The sequence below is a fragment of the Pseudomonas sp. PSPC3-2 genome (assembly GCF_049897085.1).
Classification (GTDB): domain Bacteria; phylum Pseudomonadota; class Gammaproteobacteria; order Pseudomonadales; family Pseudomonadaceae; genus Aquipseudomonas; species Aquipseudomonas paraveronii.
In genome coordinates, this window is record NZ_JAFCVO010000010.1 from 191,891 (window position 1) to 208,561 (window position 16,671).

Sequence of the window (16,671 nt, forward strand, 5' to 3'; positions counted from 1 at the left end):
TTGCCATGGGCGTCAGCTACCACCGAACCAGTTGTAGCCCAGGTCTCCCCAGTAATCACCCGGATAGGTATTGGTGACGAAAATCGCTTGAATGTGCTTTGGGTTCTTATAACCAAGCTTGGTGGTCATGCGCAGTTTCATTGGGAAGCCATATTCACGGGGCAGTACGGCACCGTCGTAGGTCAGCGTCAGTAGCGTTTGCGCATGCACTGCCGTGACTGGATGTGCAAGGGAGCGAGTCGATATCAAAAATTGACCAGTTGTTGCTCTTCCATTCGATAGTTCTTCCGTGCGCATCACTGGTCAGTGAGGTTCTGGGATGTGAAATTTGTTTTGTGGTGAGCGATACAAAACATGTGCTATGGTCAACAACAGTTCTCTAATGCGTGCGAAAACCATGGCCCGTCCCCGTACATTCGATGAGTCGACTGTTTTAACAGCCGTCGCTGAAGCGTTCTGGACGCAAGGCTACGAGGCCACCTCGACCCGAGACCTCGTCAATCGCACCGGGCTCAATCAGCCAAGCCTTTACAACGCGTTTGGCGACAAACGTAGTCTTTACCGTCGCGCCCTCGTGCACTATCTAGAGTGCAGTGTGCGTGATCGAATTCGGCGCCTTGAAGCTCTGCCAAACGCTGGAATGGCCATAACTGGGTTCTTCGCAGAGGTGTTGAATCGCACACTGAACGATCCTTTTCATCGTGGGTGTCTGCTGGTGAATTCTGCCCTCGAAGCAAATGCAGAAGACACGGATTTGCGACAGGCCGTCGCAGAAGAGTTCGAGTCCATTCGCAGTTTTTTTGAAGGCCGCCTGCAAACCTTCCGCATGCAATCTGTCGATTCCGTCGAGATTGATGTGAAGCAGGGGGCGCATCATTTGCTCAGTGTGTTGCTGGGTATTCGAGTTTTGGCACGGGTTAATCCCGATCCCGCGTGGGTAACAGACGCCATTAGTATTGCAATCAAAAGCCTTGGGCTTCCTCCCTTGGCGTTAGCGATGTTCACTGAAAACCACTGCACGGAGTCAATATGATCAAGCTCTACTATCACCCGTCTCCTAACCCCGCCAAGGTTGCGCTTTTCTTGGAGGAGTCAGGCCTTGAGTACGAACTCATCCCTGTTGATACGCGCAAGGGTGAACAGCACGATCCGGCGTTTCTTAAGATCAATCCAAATGCCAAAACACCGGCTCTGGTTGATGGTGACAACGTGGTATTCGACAGCAACGCCATACTGCTCTATCTAGCCGAAAAAACAGGTATGTTCCTGCCTGCTGACAATCTCAAGGCTCGAGGTGAGATGTATTCCTGGCTCATGTTCGTCGCGACCGGTATCGGCCCTTACTCTGGACAGGCTGTTCACTTTAAGCACTTCGCACCCGAGCCAAAAGACTACGCCGTTACCCGCTACACCTTCGAAGCCTGGCGTCACTGGACGATCATCAACGAGCACCTGGCCAAACAGCCTTACATGCTCGGAAGTGAGTACACGCTGGTGGATATGGCCGTATGGGGTTGGGCGCGCGCGGTACCTTTCATCCTAGGTGATGACGCTTGGGTAAAACTTCCAAACGTAAAACGGCTCCTTGATGGCATCAATGCTCGACCGGCAGCACAGCGAACCGAAGAACTGAAGACCCGCCACAGTTACAAGACCGAGATGGATGCTGACGCGCGTAAGGCAATGTTTCCTCAGATTAGTCAGTAGGCGCGCCAGATCATGATCGACTTGCATGAATGGACTCCCCGCTATTGGGTCGAGATTTAATGTTCTTTTACGTATCCGGGCTTCCGCACGTCATTGCTCCAGTGAGCATTGGTAAAAGTGGAGCAATTTGCTCGGTTCAAGGCTGCGGGCCCCTATAAGGGGCCCGCACCGGGCGGCTTTTTCCTATGCACAGCGCCTTTAACAGCCGCTCAAGTGGTGCTCCTAAGTGCTACCTACAAACCAGTCTGGCAAGCCAACCTCAAGTGTGATGTCAGCATTAGGCGGTCACCATTGTGGATCAGGCGCACAGCGCCAACCTCCAGCTGGACTGTATGTGCCGAGTGAAGACATGACGGTTTCGTTAGCAAAAATAGCCGGAGCAAACGGATCCACTGACGACGGCAGTAGGAATTGGCCTGTTTTGGCGGGGAGCGTCGAACACTCTATTTTCCATGGAGTTTCTCCCGCGTTATGCCTACCAAAAGACAGTTCGCAGGCTAAAAGGGAGGCTGGGTTAAATGAGTTTTCGGGTTCGCCGAATTGTTCGCGCAAATGAGTCCCCGGTGTTATCGGTGTGGGACGACTGGCGGCGAAAATAAAATAGTCTCCGGCCAATAGCAGGCAGCCCTGGTGCGACGGCTCGTCCACCGCTTTCAACCATTGACCTCGACAAGAGCCGAGTGAGTCGGGTAAACGTTCCCATATTTCGTAGTAACTCTCATCCAGAGCCGTCTCTACTAGGCGCTCACTGGTTTCAAAGTGCATGCGTCCAATGTCTTCCTCGTCATTGACCGGCTGGTAGTCCAATTTGCGATGCCATTGGCAAATGTCTTCGTCTACTTGGGTCACCCCGGCGAAACCTTGCTGTTCACACAATGCCAGTTGTTGAGAGTGGCTGAGGTCTTCGAGCGCCAGACTTGGAAGTGAAATCGAGGGGATTCTTAGGTCTGCAAACAGTCGCGGTGTTTGTAGCCAGTACACGGCTGTTTCGCTGTCCGAACGCCCTGAGCGGTACTGGATCAGACTCCGCTTCCATACGCCAAAGTACCTTTCAGCAACCTGATTCATAGATATTCCTTGTGTGCGTCGCGTTTGGGTGGATATGGCTGCGCATACATTCCCAGAAAGATCTAGAACATGGCAATAGCCGGTACTGATACTCGGAAGGCTCGCTAAGTTAAGTTCTACGAAAACCCGGAATCTGGCGGTGTGTCTATTCATCGCGACCACTGAAGCCCTCTGGCAGAATTGGCGCCACGAATGAGCCATTGCGCCTTGCGCGGGCACTTAGCATTTAGTTGGCAAGACCGGTCTTCAGGACGAGGTCGCGAGTTGAAGGAAAAACACCGATGGTCGCTGAAAAATCCGAGCGCCCTTTGATGGAGTCTGGCCATGGCGTGCGGTACGTCACAGCAAAGCTTTGCAGACAACACCAAGACTGCGAATTCTCCGGCCCAAAGCCTTTGGGCTTGGGGCGCAGCCAGATGGGCGTCCATAACCAGCTCTGGTTGTTGGCGCTATCAAGCGTACTCATCGCTGGCTGCTCCAGCTCCAAATCCAATTCGCCCCCGCCGGTCGAGCGCGACCCATGCCTGGATGCGGGGCCGGCTAAAAGCGTGGAGTACGATAACTGTGTGGCTGATCGGGAAGCCAGCAAGAGGGAGGCTCTCAGAGCACTCCTCGACGATACCGGCGTTTATTCCCGACAGATGCAAATAGTCGAATCTGAGGACAATACTTACCAATGCTTGCCGGTCTGGCTTCAGAGGCACCGCGAAAGGGGGGGGCGGCAGGCACGAAATAGCGGTGCCGGGATGAAGACTCAACAAGCGGATCTGAGGCCGCGTTCGTGCCAGTTCGAAGGCGGCCGTTTTAAGGTTAGAATTTGAACTGATGCACGATTTCCAATAAGCGCTCGGCGTCTCCGCCGCTTTCGCGTCCGCGCTTAAGAGTGCTTTCGGCTAGCGCTACAGTGGTGTTCGCGACGACCGAGACACTGCTGATTCGTCGATTAATTTCATCGGTAACCATGGCCTGCTCATTTGCAGCTTGAGCTATCTGTAGGCTCATGTCTGATACAGAAGACACTAGTCCGCTGATGCGTTGCAGCGCCTCGCCAGCGCTAATCGCCTGCTGCACGCCTCGCTCTGCGAAGACACGGCTATCGTCCATTACTTCTACGGCTTGCTTCGAAGCGTTTTGGAGGCGGTCGATCATGCCATTTATCTCTTGCGTAGACTTTTGTGTTCGGCTAGCGAGCGTACGCACTTCGTCAGCCACTACGGCAAAACCACGACCTTGCTCGCCTGCACGAGCGGCTTCAATGGCTGCGTTGAGAGCCAATAAATTGGTTTGTTCGGCAATAGTACGAATCACCTCCAGTACCCCACCTATCTCGCGTGAATGGCCTTCTAGATCGCAAATCACAATCGCAGCACGACCCACCTCATCTGCAAGGGCGCGAATATCGATGATGGTTTTATTGACGACGGTAATCGCCGCTTGTGCCTGCTTGTCGGCATCTTGAGTTTGAGCCGCGCTGGCTTGGGCGTTTGTAGCAACGCCCTGCACGTTGGTAGCCATCTGATTAGCCGCCGCCGCAACTTGTTCCACCTCGACTTGAAGATCTGTAGCACTGCGCTGAGACGCGTCAGCATCACTCAGCAATTGTTCGGCGGAGCGCTCCAGCCCCATTGAAACATCTGCAACTGTGGTGATTTTGAGGCGTAGGCTTCCAAGGAATGCATTGAACAGTTCGATAACCTGACCAATTTCGTCGTCTCGATTCGATTTGATAGTGCGGCTCAGGTCGCCACTGCCATCATTCAACGCGCTCAGAGCCTTACTCAAAGAGTACATGGGGGGTAGTACTCGATTGGCAATTAACCACAACGCCCCCAGCATAATGACCAAGACCGTGCCCCAGGCGATGAGGTTGGTGGTTCGAATCATTGTGCGCTCAGCCTTGCTGTCAATTAGCTGCTGACGATATAGCTTATCCAGCGGCTCACTAAAAGCAGCAAAGTCGGAAATAACTTTCGCTGAACGCAGGTCAAAGTCTTCCATGACTTTATCACCATCAACTTTATCACGGGCATAGGCCTGCACCATGAGCTTTCCGGTGCTGTTAAGCTGCTCAAGTGGAGTGCGCAAAGCCTGAATATTGCTGGAGAGGCTCGGAACCATAGGTGTTAGTTCATCGAGCAACTGAAGCGATGCGTTGTAATATTTCTGTGCATCGCCTATGGGTTCTTGGTCTTGGGTTAGGCTAGCGTCAGTGTAAAACTGTTGGATTTGTGCGCTGTCGTAGCGCAATTTTTGGGTCGATTCAAGAGCGATCCCTAACCGTTCGCTATTGAGCTCCATGCCATCGAGTTCATTAATTTGGGTGTGCATTAATAGGGTCAAACCAACGGCAGTTGCGACCAAGCCTGCTGCACAGAAAGCCATCAAACGAGAAATACTTAACGTCACCGAGTTCTCCAATATTGTAAAGGAAATAATAGCGTGGCTCACGCGTTTGCGTCTGAAGCGCACGTTCAAGAAATTGCCTGCACTGTAATCGGCGTATGACTTGGTCAAGACGTCGCGCTGGATATGCAGCGTATCTAACTGTTGCCGACTCCTCTCTAAGAGCATCAACAAAAAACGGCTTGGTAATTATGAGTTTACCAAAGAAAGATACCGTGCCAGCGGTATAAGCGTCCGTCCAACATGTCTTACATAATTAAATAAAATGGCTCCCTTTTGGTTGAGCAAATATTGTGCGATCTTACTCATTTTCAGGCCGAAACGCGAACCGTCATTGAAACTGCGTAAATCGCCATTTTGAATGGGGTGAAAAGCTTAGCTTATCTAGAATGGATTCAATGGCCTGCGATGTTGGTGATGGTGCTCGCTGCCTGGCTTATCGGGTCTCAACGACCAGCAAGGCGGATGACAGGATTTGAATGCTTTAGCCTGAGCAATATATTGTGGGCAGGTTTGCCTTTTCATGATGAACCTTCGCGGGTTCAAAAAGAACTTCGACGTACACTAGGTTTAGTCGTAAACATCAGGAGCTTTCAGGGACTAATCCTTACCTCTGGCACCGGGCATCTGCGATACCATGATTGATGGTGCGAAGGTGGATAGGCTACAACGTCCAGCAAAGTGAACAGGTCGTGATAGAGACTGACTCGTGCCAGATAAAAATCGCCCTCTAGCGACAGCTGCTCCAACTCGCGTACTTCCCCATTCGATACCCTTTCAGTCAACGCCTACGATTCAAGGTTAACTCGCTGCCTACCAAGGAAGGCGTTCTCCGTTATAGGCAAAGAAATTGCCGCTGTCGGCAGGCTCTAATTGGTCGATCAGTGATAGTAATTCACAGGCGGCCACGTTTGCCGGCCTGGCGGCAGAGGCGCCACGAAAGGGTTGCGACAGTGCTGAAACAACTGTACCTGGGTGAAGGCTCAGCAGGCGGCTCTGAGGTCGCGTTCTTGCCAGTTCGATGGCCGCCGTTTTAATCAGCATATTTAGTGCTGCCTTGGAGGCGCGATAGGCATACCAACCGCCCAAGCGGTTATCGCCGATACTACCCACCTTGGCAGAGAGCATCGCCATCGCGCCACGAGGATCAAGCAAGGGCAGAAAGTGACGCAAAACCAGCGCAGGCCCGATTGTGTTGACTTGGAATATCGCCTGGAGCGTATCCGCCTCAATAGCGGAGTAACTTTTTTCAGGTTTGATTTCGTCGCGATGGAGCAGACCGGCAGCATGCAAAATTAACTGGTACGGGGCTTCTTGAGCTAATTCGGAGGCCGCCCTGGCGATACTGTCGGCATCCTCCAGATCGAGGTGTGGAACACTGTTGCGCCCCAACTGACGAACATACGCACACTGTGGATCCTGATTGAGTAACTCACAAAAAGCCGAGCCAAGCGCGCCACTGGCGCCAATCACCAAGGCACGGTAGCCCTCGCCAAGGGAGTTCATCTTGAAGGAACTGTTCATTTAGCCTCACCCACAGTCTGGCGCGATTTTTCGGTATTAACCCATTCGCCCTATCAGTTGCAGAAATTCGTGACGCGAAGCGGACGACTCGCGAAAAGCTCCCAGCATCACCGAAGAGGTCATCACCGAGTTTTGCTTCTCCACGCCTCGCATCATCATGCACATGTGCTTAGCTTCAATGACTACTGCCACGCCAGCCGCATGGGTAATTTTCTGTATGGCGTCGGCAATTTGCTTTGTAAGATTTTCCTGGATCTGTAAGCGACGGGCGAACATATCCACCACTCGGGCGACCTTCGACAGGCCCAGTACCCTTCTTGTGGGGATGTACGCGACATGAGCCTTACCGATGAAAGGCAGCATGTGATGCTCACACAATGAATACAGTTCGATGTCGCGCACTATGACCATTTCATCGTTTTGTGATTCGAACAATGCGCCATTGATCACATCATCGAGACTCATTGCGTAGCCGTTGCACAGGTACTGCATTGCTTTGGCTGCGCGCTTGGGTGTATCCAGCAGTCCTTCACGCTCAGGGTTTTCGCCTACGCCGACGAGAATTTCACGGTAATGCTCTGCTAATGATGGGTTCATCTTGATTCCTCGAAGCCTTGCTGCGCTTTATGTGTCGGCCAATCCTTGGCAGTAGGAGACTATCTGCTGCGCACGATCTGACGCAGATGACACAGGGTTCGCCAGATCAGCTATGACCCAGGCTCTTCGCCGGGCCCATTACAAATTGGAGCTTTCTAGGTCTGCTTTGTTTTCAACGTGGACTGGTCGTCCGATGCGGGTTTGGACGCCGGCACCTCGCAACGGTTATCGAGACAGCGACGGCCACTATCTGGGTGAGGTAACCACGCCAAATGGGGGCGTAAGTGGCAGAAAAGGCGATAACCGAATTCAAGCAGCGGGCGGAATAAACTCCACGTCAGTGGCGTTGCCCAAAAGCCCAAGCCGGCGGCTCGCCAGCTCCACAGTGTGGCATCCAGGCCCGTTACCCAGCGTCCATCAGCGAAACGGGCGTGCAGCGAGGACTGCATCTGCTCGAACGTGAACCCGAGTGCATTGGCGTCGAATACACCGCTGCTGATGTCCACAAAAAGCAGTCGATCCTTTACTGCATGTCCGCGCAGGAGCTTGATTTCGCGCGCACACAGAGGGCATTCACCGTCAAAGTACAGCGTCAGTGGCCACTTCATTTTGTTGTACATTGAGCATGCTCTTGTATAGGTCGTGTACAAGATATGCTGAAAGAAACGGACTGACAATGAGCAATGTTCTTTTGCCGTGCTATGCGCTCTGACGCCCGGTTTCGTGAACGGATCGCCTGTCTGTTCATATCCAGGTTCGTGACGGCAAGGTGCTCGAAGGCGTTCCCGTTATCGTGGGCACCCCCATTATTCTTGGAAAAGCGGGGCGTTATAGAATTGGTCAGGCACGTTAATGCTTGCGGCGCAGGACTGAATTCATCACTAAGACGTGAGCGAGTCCAAAGGTGTGATGCAGCTTGAATCGCCCAGGATTCTCTAGACACTTTGCAAATAGCCCAGTCCGTTTTTTGAGAACACCTTGCAAAAAGTTATACAAGGTGCTCGATTGAGTACAAGGGTGGTGGCCGACCTATGCAAGTCAGCATGCAATCCTACCGATCAATCACTACGCTCCACCCTGAAGCCTCTCTAGGTGGTTTTGACATCTGCCGCGATCAGGAGAAAGTCCGGTTAGCGCATTGCTTTCAAGACAGGACGGTTGCAGAGGTCGCATACGCCGTCATGAACAGTGAGAGGCAACTATTGTGGATGGGTTTTTCCTACATTGAGGTCTGAATGACGAACCTTGCAAGCCGTGAAGAGCTAATCACATGGCGAACCTTAAGGTCTTCTCATGCTCAGTAATGCGCGCTTAGATATCCAGACAAATTTTGCCGAAATGCTTGTTGGTTTCCTGATACTTGAACGCTTCGACAATCTCGCTCAAAGGGAAATGACGATCAATAATCGGACGCATACCATTAGCATTGATGGCTCGGATCATGTCTTGCTGCTGGCTGCGGCTGCCCACCAATACACCCTGCAGACGCACTTGCTTGATCAGTGCGGGTACAAAATTCATTGCACCGCTTACGCCACTCAGTATCCCGATGATGGAGATGTGACCAGCAACCCGAGTTGCAATCATCGATTGCTCAAGAGTCGCAGGGCCGCCGACTTCTATGATGTGATCAACACCACGGCCGCCCGTTAGAGCGCGTGCAGTTTCACCCCAGTTAAGGTCTTTGCGGTAATTGATCACATGATCAGCGCCTAGCCCTTTCAGACGTTCAAGTTTTTCGTCGCTTGAAGAAGTAGCAATGACGGTAGCACCCGCCATTTTAGCGAACTGCAGAGCGAAAATTGAAACGCCACCAGTGCCTTGGACGAGCACAGTGTCGCCCGGCTTGAGTGAGTCATCGGCCATCAGGGCGCGCCATGCAGTAAGGCCTGCAGTGGTGAGCGTCGACGCTTCAGCATGGCTGTATCCGGTAGGCGCGAGGGTGAACGATGTGGCTTTGGCCGTCACTTGCTCACGAGCGTAGCCGTCAATGCCATCACCTGGCACGCTAACAAAGCCCTCAACCAGTGGCGCACCGTTGATCCACTCAGGGAAGAATGTGCTAACAACCGAGTCACCCACCTTAAATTCAGTGACATCTTCGCCGACAGCAATGACTTCACCTGCACCATCGGCCATGGGGATGCGTTTTTCGCTAGGCCCCCACATACCGCTGACCACCGCGAAGTCGTGGTAGTTGAGCGAGTTGGCGTGAAGGCGCACGGTGATTTCGCCGCGCGCTGCGGCCCGGACTTCGCTACTGCCAACCACAACCTTTTCATAACCGCCACCGGGTTGGACGAAGATAGTTTTAGTGCTCATAGGGGATTCCTTGCGTTTTCTAATTACGCGAAATAACGAAATGAAATGTTAGAAATTATAGTTCGATTGTCAGTCTAGCCGCAAAATCAGCAATCGCCTGCTCGTTGCGCCGATAGTAAGTCCATTTTCCGATGCGGGTGGTTAGCACGAAGCCTGCACGTTGCAAGATAGCTAAGTGTGCAGACGCGGTCGAAGGTGAAAGGCCGGCCTTGTGCTGCAAATGGGTTACGCACACTCCTATCGCAGGATCGTCATGATCCTGAGGTGGGAAATTACTGAGTGGGTCTTTGAGCCACTCCATCATTTGCATGCGAGTGTCATTGCCTAAGGCTTTGAGCTGTTCGAGTATCATGGTGGGCGATGTTACGGGTTTTTGCAAAATGTTCAATAAATAATCTATATGGCCAGCGGATTTACTGCTGAGTAGCTCGCCTCCAGCAGTCTTTGGTCGACGTACATAGCCCAATCATCATCTGTCAGCGGATAGACTGCCGCTGAAAGTACCTCGGCGCGCTTCTCAATGAGCAGGCGCTCCGGATCGCGAGCGACTTTATAGGCTCTGCCTGATACACGTCGAGTTACTGAGTTGGACGGACGCTTAGCCCGATTTAGCCTAAGGACGTTACTTGCAACGCTAAAGATTACTCAAGCGCTTTTGGATCTACTGGAATCGACGAGGGGATTTGCCATGAAGGTTTTTTGCCATCCTGACTGTCGAAAATGCGACGTGCCTTGCGGAAATCCTCGGCATTTTCGACTACCCACGTCCAGATAGGGGACATACGGATCAACAGCCCCATGCCCAGCGGCGTCAGTTCGTACTCGACGCGGGGCGGAATTTCACCGAATTCCCGCCGAATCAGTAGGCCATCACGCTCCATGGAGCGTAGCGTCTTCGTCAACATTCGCTGAGTCACACCAGCCATCTGCCTTTTTATCTCGGCATGGCGCATCTTACCGTACACACCCAAGGCATGCAGGATGCCCAATGACCAGCGGCTACCTGCGTGAGCGAGGACTTCCCGCCTGACTCCATCATCATCTTCTCTAAGCGTTTGGCAGATAGCTTCTGCTTGGCTAAGAGTTTCATGATCGGTCATTTCTCCCCCCTGGTATCACACGTGTGCCTTCTTACGAGCGCTGCTGAATCGTGCAAGCATTCGCTTATCTTACAGGCAACCGGTCTCAGGAGAAATCATGACCAAAGTGACCCCGCTTTCCCCACAATCAATTCTCGTTCTAGGCGCCGGTGAACTTGGCCTTCCGGTTTTACGCAATCTTGCGCAGGTGGCAAAGCGTATACCCGGCTCCACAATCAGCGTCCTGCTCAGGGATTCGACCATCAACACTCAGGTGCCTGAGAAAAAGGTAGAAATCGATGAGCTCCGTAGTCTGGGCATTCAAATGGTCGCCGCAGACCTAGTGAATGATTCAATCGATCAGCTTGCTGAAGTGTTCGCACGGTTCGATACGGTAATAGGCTGCGCAGGCATGGTCGCGGGTCGAGAAACCCCGATGAAGTTGGCGACAGCAGCTCTCAAGTCCGGCGTGAAGCGCTACTTCCCATGGCAGTTTGGCGTCGATTTTGAGGTGATCGGTCGGGGCAGTCCCCAGGATCTATTCGATGCTCAGCTCGATGTGCGCGAGTTGCTTCGTGCCCAAAACAAAACTGAATGGGTAATCATCTCGACGGGTATGTTCACCAGTTTCCTTTTCGAGCCTGTATTTGAGGTAGTGGACTTCGAAAACGACGCAGTGAACGCCCTAGGCAGTCTTGAAAACAGCGTGACGCTCACGACACCAGACGACATCGGTACTCTGACAGCGGAAGTCGTTTTCTTTGAACCTCGATTCCGCAATCAAATCGTCTACCTTTCTGGCGACACTGTGACGTATGGGCAGGTTGCGAGCATCCTTGAACGTGTTCTGGGACGCCCATTCAAACGTAACGTGTGGACTGTTCCGTACCTAATCCAGGAATTGGAGAAAGACCCGACTCATCACATCAAAAAGTACCGCGCTGTGTTCGCACAAGGTCGAGGCGTGGCGTGGCCTAAAGCTGTCACTTTCAACGAGCAGCAGTCGATTCAAGTCACCACCGCTGAGCAGTGGGCTCGGAAATACCTTACAGACAATTGAACGCAAAAGCAGGTAGCCGAACGTTCTCGCGCCCATGATTTACCTGCTCAGAAGCACCTTGGCCCGATAGTGGGTGCTATGCGAAGGCGTTAACGTTCGGGGGGAGTCCCCAACCGGTTATTCTCAGCAAAGTGGGGCGTGCACAAAAATGCCGCCGATGCGATGAGGGGCGGCCTTGTCTCTTTGTCTGGTAGACGCTCAATTCCCTCTGTAGGTAGAGAAACCGTAGGGGCTGAGCAGTAATGGGATGTGGTAGTGCGCAAGGGTGCCGTCTACCTCAAAAATGACCGGTACCTCCGGAAAGAAACTTGAGATTTTGTGAGCGTTGAACCACTCACCGGTTTTGAAGGTGACACGGTAGGTGCCTTTTTCCAGGGCTTGACCATTGGGGTACAGCCCGGGAATACGACCTTGCTCGTTTGTCGCTGCGCTGTTGAGCATGTTCCAGCTCTTGCCGTCCTGTTTTTCCAACGTGACATTGACACCCGGAGACGGCAAACCATCTTGTAAGTTGAGTACATGCACACTGAGCGGGTTTCCTGCCGCTAATGCCAGTGACGATACGACACTCAATACAACGCCAGCGAAGAGAGCTTTTAATACAGTCATGATGATGTCCTTAGTTTTTAACGGCAGGTAAAATTTTGTTGATAGCGACTAATGCGCACCCTTCATCGAATGCTGCCCCACCTGCACCGGCCACTCCGATAGCGCCAATGACTTGGCCTTCAAACAACAGCGGCACTCCGCCGCCCAGCAGCAATAGCTCATTCAGGGTGTTGAGGTTTTCAGCATCGGGTGTACTGCGAGCACGCTCTGCCAATAGTCGTGTTGGCGTCTTGGTCGATAGGGCGGTATAGGCCTTACGTTGGGCTGCTAATGTGTTGTGTGGGCCAACGTTATCGTCGCGCTGCAGGGCGACTAAATTGCCTCCACGGTCGACAATTGCAGCAACACTTGTACGGCCATCGGCATGACACGCTGCCCGCGCGGCATTTAGCAAGTCATTGGCCATTGCCAATGACACGTCGTTGCGCTGCACAACTTGATCCGGTGATGCGACGGCGAGCGCGGAGCTCATTGCGAGTGACGTCAGCAATGAAGTCGGTAGGCTTATACGCATGCTTTTTCCTTTATTTTGTCTGGCTGAGTCATAGCCACACATGATGACCGGTGCACTCCGTCAGAATGATTGCCTCATGATTACCAAGATGTAATGTGCCAAAACGGTCAGGCGCGCTAGCCTATGCTCCAGTTTTGGAGGAAAAGATGCGTATCCTGGTCGTCGAAGATGAAACGAAAACAGCGGATTACCTCCACAAAGCCCTGACTGAATCGGGCTACGTGGTTGAGGTTGCCTTGGATGGCCTGGAGGGCCAGTACCTGGCGCAGGAAAGTGAGTTCGACTTGATCATTCTGGACGTCATGCTGCCGGGCCTGGACGGATGGCAATTGCTTCAGATTATTCGGCGCAAGTGGCAAACGCCGGTGCTTTTTCTTACCGCCAGGGACTCTGTGGAGGATCGGGTCAAAGGGCTTGAGTCAGGGGCCGATGATTACCTGGTCAAACCTTTTTCCTATGCCGAGTTGTTGGCCCGTGTACGTACCCTGCTGCGCAGGGGGCCTCCCCGTGAGGTCGAGCAGTTCTTGGTTGCAGACCTGAGCGTGGATCTGTTGCGGCGTAAGGTCACGCGTCAGGGTGAACGCCTGACCCTGACCAACAAGGAGTTTGCCCTGTTGCACCTGTTAGTCAGTCGGGAAGGGGAGGTGCTGTCGCGCTCCTCGATTGCTTCGCAGATCTGGCAGATGAACTTTGACAGTGATACCAATGTGGTCGATGTCGCCATTCGGCGACTGCGCGCCAAGGTTGACGATCCTTACCCACTAAAGTTGATACACACAGTACGTGGCATCGGCTACATGCTTGAGGTGCAATCCTGAAACTGTTTCCGCGTGCCCTGAGCTTGCGCCTGGCGGTTATGTTCGCGTTGGTCAGTGCGCTGCTGCTGGGCTCCATTGGTTTTTATCTTTATCAGTCGTTACAGCGAGAAATCGCGTGGCGCGATGACCAGGCCCTACTCGGGCGCCTGGATCGCATGCAGGCGTTGATCAACGACAGTGACAGCATCGAGCAACTACGAAATCGGCCCAAACTTTACGAAAACATGCTGGGCAATCGCGACAACCTGCTGTGGATTGTCGATGACACTGGCCAGGTGCTGATCGAAATCAACCCCGTAAGCATGCGCTTGCCCCAGTTACCTGCCGCAGCCCAGGCTCAGCTCGGTGACGGCCACTCTTCAGTGTCAGTGCGGCTTGCTTGGCAGCATGTCATGCAGGGTGATCGCGGCTTGACCCTGATTGCTGGCAAGTTGTTGAGTGAGCGCGAGCAGATGCTCAGGGCTTACCGACTCAAGCTCTGGCTCGCGATGTCAGTCGGCGCGCTGCTGGCTTTTGTGCTCGGCTGGTGGGTCAGTCAGCGAGGCTTACGACCTGTGCGCCTGCTGGCGAAGCGCGCTGCCGCAATTGATGTACACCATCTGCATCTGCGGCTGGATGAGTTCAACGATCTGAGTGAACTACAAGCGCTCAGCCAGGCGCTTAATAACATGCTTGCACGCCTCGAAGAGGGGTTCGCCCAGCTATCACGATTCTCAGAGGATCTCGCCCATGAGATGCGTACCCCGCTCACTAACCTGATGGGGCATACCCAGCAATCCCTGAGGCATGGTCGTTCAATCGAGGACTATCAGAACCTGCTGGTTTCCAATCAGGAAGAATATGAGCGTCTAGCGCGAATGATCGACAGCATGCTGTTCCTCGCGCGTACCGAGCAGTCGCATGCATCTGTAAGTGATGAGCTCATCAACCTGCACGATCTAGTAGAGCAACTGTGTGAGTATTTTGAAGGCGTGGCGCAAGAACGCGATGTCACGCTAATCAATCAAGCCCATGATCAGTTGCGTGCTGATCCGGCCTTGATCCGTCGAGCATTGGCTAACCTGCTCGCCAACGCACTGCGTTATGGGGCTCCCGCTACGGCAGTGACTATTAGCAGTGTGGTGTTGGCGGACAGTATTGAAGTTACTGTGCACAACCAAGGCCAGCCGATTTCAGCGGAACACCTTCCTCGACTGTTTGATCGCTTCTACCGTTGCGACCCCTCACGCAATCAGCCGGATGATTCCGGTGGCCTGGGGTTAGCAATCGTTCGCTCAATTCTGCAGCTGCATGGCGGTCGAGTGACCGTAGATAGCAGTCAATTAGGAACTAGCTTTCGCTTGGAGTTTCCTATTCGAAACGTTTGAATAGTTTTCCTTAAATGACTGCGCCGGCTTACCCAATCTAATCCGCCCTCACGCACTGACTGACTGCAAAATTACTCAAATTGTGGCAGCGAGCAGGGGCATTGCCTAAAAGCTATAGTGCCCACCCAATCCGTCATGCCACCTTGACTCAGTTAAAGGATGTCTTGGGGGGCTGACCGCTGCAAACCGAAGTGTCTGGTTGGGGCCTGCTTTCGTTGACAGCTTTTCTAGTGTTTGGAAACTTCATGATTGCGCGTGGCCGTCGATGGGCCGCTGGATTTATGGTGGGCTATTTCGCTTTTTGCCTGATGCTGGTGATCCCGACGATTCCATTCAGTCCCCATACGTTGGCTTATGCGCTGGGTATCGCGTTTCCGCTCCTGGGGTTGCTTCTGTTCAATACTCCCCGCCATCGAGAGATGCGGCAGTAGCTTAGCGAGATTCGAGCCCAGAGGGCGGTCGTGGTCGCGTTCTACGAAAAACACTCAAAGTAACGCAAACTCAATGCTTGCAGGGCAAGGTAGTAATCGCACCCACGCAAACGCGTGGGCGCGAGCCGTTATCGCTGCCTACCGCTCAATCGACCGACTCCACCGCGCATTCCACTCCGGCCGCGCCTGGTTCACCTGGTCCCAATCAATCGAAATCGCCGTCTGCAAATAACCCTGCATCGCCTCCACTCGCGCGCGGGTCTTGTCGCTGGTCGGCGTGGTCGGGTTCGACGGGATCTGGTCACCTTCCTCCAGCGCCGGCGCCTGGGCTTCGGCGGTGAGCAGGAAGGCCGCGAGTTTCTGCGCCAGTTCCGGTTGATCGTTACGCGCGATCACGCATTCGGCGACGTTCAACACCACGGCGCCTTCCTTGGGTTGCGCGTATTCCATCGGCACGCCGAGCAGTTTCTGCGTGGCGACCTGGGTCGGGGTGAGGGGGAAGATCGCGGCTTCGTCGGTTTGCACCATCTCGGAAATTTTCGCCGAGCTGGCGATGTATTCCAGTACGTTGGGGCCGACGGTTTTTGGCCAGGCCTTGAAGCCTGGGTCTACGTTGGTCTCAGAGCCGCCCTGGATACGGTTGAACATCAGGAAACCGTGCAGGCCGAAGGTGGAGGAGGCCAGGGACTGGAATACCACTTTGTCCTTGAAGCGCGGGTCGGCCAGGTCCATCCACGAGGTCGGTGCGGCCCAGCCTTTCTCTTTGAACATCCTGGCGTTGTAGCCCAGGCCGGTGACGCCGAGGGTCACGGCCACGGCTTCGTCCTTGATTTTCGCCTTGGCCGGGATCTGCTCCAGGGGCGGGCTGGGCGCCAGTTTTTCGCACAGGCCCATGGAGATGGCGCGGTACATGATGCCGTCGTCGAGGAACATCACGTGCATCTGCGGGTTGTCTTTGTTGGCCTGGACCTTGGCGAGGATGTCCGACGAAGTGCCGGGCACGATCACCACCTTGACGTTATTGGCCTTCTCGAACGCGGGCAGCACCTTGTCGGCGTAGACCCGTTCCATGGTGCCGCCGTTCATGCCCAGGTACAGCGTCGGCGCCGCCTGGGCGGTGGAGGCGAGCAGAGCGAGGGACAAGCAGGACAGCGCAATACGAGTATTCATGG

The 16,671-nt window shown here is 53.7% G+C and carries 18 protein-coding genes and 4 pseudogenes; 7 read left to right on the plus strand and 15 right to left on the minus strand.

Annotated elements, in window-relative coordinates; genetic code table 11:
* Positions 1 to 12: 12 nt before the first annotated feature.
* Positions 13 to 216: pseudogene (locus ACP7CJ_RS18330) on the minus strand (molybdopterin-dependent oxidoreductase); the annotation flags it as partial.
* Positions 217 to 397: 181 nt separating this feature from the next.
* Here ACP7CJ_RS18330 and ACP7CJ_RS18335 point away from each other — a divergent pair.
* Positions 398 to 1,033: a TetR/AcrR family transcriptional regulator gene (locus ACP7CJ_RS18335; RefSeq protein ID WP_276197716.1), complete on the plus strand. Its 636-nt coding sequence runs from the start codon at positions 398 to 400 to the stop codon at positions 1,031 to 1,033.
* The gene (locus ACP7CJ_RS18340; protein ID WP_247397576.1) at positions 1,030 to 1,707 is read left to right on the plus strand and encodes a glutathione S-transferase family protein; all 678 of its coding nucleotides are present in this window, start codon (positions 1,030 to 1,032) and stop codon (positions 1,705 to 1,707) included. The genes ACP7CJ_RS18335 and ACP7CJ_RS18340 overlap by 4 nt, the downstream gene beginning before the upstream one ends.
* A gap of 285 nt (positions 1,708 to 1,992) precedes the next feature.
* On the opposite strand, the gene ACP7CJ_RS18345 is transcribed toward ACP7CJ_RS18340, so the two are convergent.
* The 11 genes and pseudogenes from ACP7CJ_RS18345 to ACP7CJ_RS18395 all read right to left on the minus strand — a co-directional run bounded on the left by ACP7CJ_RS18345 (position 1,993) and on the right by ACP7CJ_RS18395 (position 10,721).
* Complete coding sequence (locus ACP7CJ_RS18345; RefSeq protein WP_426100962.1) at positions 1,993 to 2,775, minus strand: hypothetical protein; 783 nt, start codon at positions 2,773 to 2,775, stop codon at positions 1,993 to 1,995.
* A gap of 226 nt (positions 2,776 to 3,001) precedes the next feature.
* Positions 3,002 to 3,241: a hypothetical protein gene (locus ACP7CJ_RS18350; protein ID WP_247397580.1), complete on the minus strand. Its 240-nt coding sequence runs from the start codon at positions 3,239 to 3,241 to the stop codon at positions 3,002 to 3,004.
* Positions 3,242 to 3,450: 209 nt separating this feature from the next.
* A pseudogene (locus ACP7CJ_RS18355) lies at positions 3,451 to 3,587 on the minus strand (short-chain dehydrogenase); the annotation flags it as partial.
* Positions 3,586 to 4,401 (minus strand): methyl-accepting chemotaxis protein, encoded by an 816-nt coding sequence (locus ACP7CJ_RS18360; protein WP_426101016.1) that lies wholly within the window; start codon positions 4,399 to 4,401, stop codon positions 3,586 to 3,588. The gene ACP7CJ_RS18360 and the pseudogene ACP7CJ_RS18355, both read right to left, overlap by 2 nt.
* A 42-nt stretch (positions 4,402 to 4,443) precedes the next feature.
* Positions 4,444 to 5,346, minus strand: a pseudogene (locus tag ACP7CJ_RS18365) (hypothetical protein); the annotation flags it as partial.
* A 645-nt stretch (positions 5,347 to 5,991) separates the two neighbouring features.
* Positions 5,992 to 6,702 carry an SDR family oxidoreductase gene (locus tag ACP7CJ_RS18370; RefSeq protein WP_276197719.1) on the minus strand — a complete coding sequence of 237 codons (711 nt, stop codon included), beginning with the start codon at positions 6,700 to 6,702 and terminating at the stop codon, positions 5,992 to 5,994.
* 36 nt (positions 6,703 to 6,738) lie between these two features.
* Positions 6,739 to 7,299: a GTP cyclohydrolase I FolE gene (gene folE, locus ACP7CJ_RS18375; RefSeq protein ID WP_426100964.1), complete on the minus strand. Its 561-nt coding sequence runs from the start codon at positions 7,297 to 7,299 to the stop codon at positions 6,739 to 6,741.
* Between the two features lie 155 nt (positions 7,300 to 7,454).
* Positions 7,455 to 7,919, minus strand: a complete 465-nt coding sequence (locus ACP7CJ_RS18380; RefSeq protein ID WP_247397584.1) for a thiol-disulfide oxidoreductase DCC family protein — start codon at positions 7,917 to 7,919, stop codon at positions 7,455 to 7,457.
* A 691-nt stretch (positions 7,920 to 8,610) separates the two neighbouring features.
* Positions 8,611 to 9,621 (minus strand): zinc-dependent alcohol dehydrogenase family protein, encoded by a 1,011-nt coding sequence (locus ACP7CJ_RS18385; protein WP_247397586.1) that lies wholly within the window; start codon positions 9,619 to 9,621, stop codon positions 8,611 to 8,613.
* Positions 9,622 to 9,676: 55 nt separating this feature from the next.
* The gene (locus tag ACP7CJ_RS18390) at positions 9,677 to 9,973 is read right to left on the minus strand and encodes an ArsR/SmtB family transcription factor (RefSeq protein WP_247397610.1); all 297 of its coding nucleotides are present in this window, start codon (positions 9,971 to 9,973) and stop codon (positions 9,677 to 9,679) included.
* 289 nt (positions 9,974 to 10,262) lie between these two features.
* A complete protein-coding gene (locus ACP7CJ_RS18395; RefSeq protein ID WP_426100966.1) occupies positions 10,263 to 10,721 on the minus strand; it encodes a winged helix-turn-helix transcriptional regulator in 459 nt (152 codons plus the stop codon).
* A gap of 97 nt (positions 10,722 to 10,818) precedes the next feature.
* Between ACP7CJ_RS18395 and ACP7CJ_RS18400 the strand changes: the two genes are divergently transcribed.
* Positions 10,819 to 11,760 (plus strand): aromatic alcohol reductase, encoded by a 942-nt coding sequence (locus ACP7CJ_RS18400; protein ID WP_247397591.1) that lies wholly within the window; start codon positions 10,819 to 10,821, stop codon positions 11,758 to 11,760.
* A 198-nt stretch (positions 11,761 to 11,958) separates the two neighbouring features.
* Here the strand turns inward: ACP7CJ_RS18400 and uraH are convergent, their stop codons facing one another.
* Both uraH and ACP7CJ_RS18410 read right to left on the minus strand, forming a co-directional pair.
* A complete protein-coding gene (uraH, locus tag ACP7CJ_RS18405; RefSeq protein WP_247397592.1) occupies positions 11,959 to 12,369 on the minus strand; it encodes a hydroxyisourate hydrolase in 411 nt (136 codons plus the stop codon).
* Between the two features lie 10 nt (positions 12,370 to 12,379).
* Complete coding sequence (locus tag ACP7CJ_RS18410; RefSeq protein ID WP_247397597.1) at positions 12,380 to 12,883, minus strand: GlcG/HbpS family heme-binding protein; 504 nt, start codon at positions 12,881 to 12,883, stop codon at positions 12,380 to 12,382.
* A gap of 146 nt (positions 12,884 to 13,029) precedes the next feature.
* On the opposite strand from ACP7CJ_RS18410, the gene ACP7CJ_RS18415 reads away from it, so the two are divergent.
* The 4 genes and pseudogenes from ACP7CJ_RS18415 to ACP7CJ_RS18430 all read left to right on the plus strand — a co-directional run bounded on the left by ACP7CJ_RS18415 (position 13,030) and on the right by ACP7CJ_RS18430 (position 15,499).
* On the plus strand, positions 13,030 to 13,701 hold the full coding sequence (locus tag ACP7CJ_RS18415) for a heavy metal response regulator transcription factor (protein WP_247397599.1): 672 nt from the start codon (positions 13,030 to 13,032) through the stop codon (positions 13,699 to 13,701).
* Entirely contained in the window at positions 13,698 to 15,068 is a 1,371-nt protein-coding gene (locus ACP7CJ_RS18420) for a heavy metal sensor histidine kinase (RefSeq protein WP_276197932.1), read from the plus strand. The genes ACP7CJ_RS18415 and ACP7CJ_RS18420 overlap by 4 nt, the downstream gene beginning before the upstream one ends.
* Positions 15,069 to 15,127: 59 nt before the next feature.
* A pseudogene (locus ACP7CJ_RS18425) lies at positions 15,128 to 15,241 on the plus strand (NAD synthetase); the annotation flags it as partial.
* A 72-nt stretch (positions 15,242 to 15,313) separates the two neighbouring features.
* Positions 15,314 to 15,499 carry a hypothetical protein gene (locus ACP7CJ_RS18430; RefSeq protein WP_426100968.1) on the plus strand — a complete coding sequence of 62 codons (186 nt, stop codon included), beginning with the start codon at positions 15,314 to 15,316 and terminating at the stop codon, positions 15,497 to 15,499.
* A gap of 138 nt (positions 15,500 to 15,637) precedes the next feature.
* Here the strand turns inward: ACP7CJ_RS18430 and ACP7CJ_RS18435 are convergent, their stop codons facing one another.
* The gene (locus ACP7CJ_RS18435; RefSeq protein ID WP_276197722.1) at positions 15,638 to 16,669 is read right to left on the minus strand and encodes an ABC transporter substrate-binding protein; all 1,032 of its coding nucleotides are present in this window, start codon (positions 16,667 to 16,669) and stop codon (positions 15,638 to 15,640) included.
* Between the last annotated feature and the right edge of the window lie 2 nt (positions 16,670 to 16,671).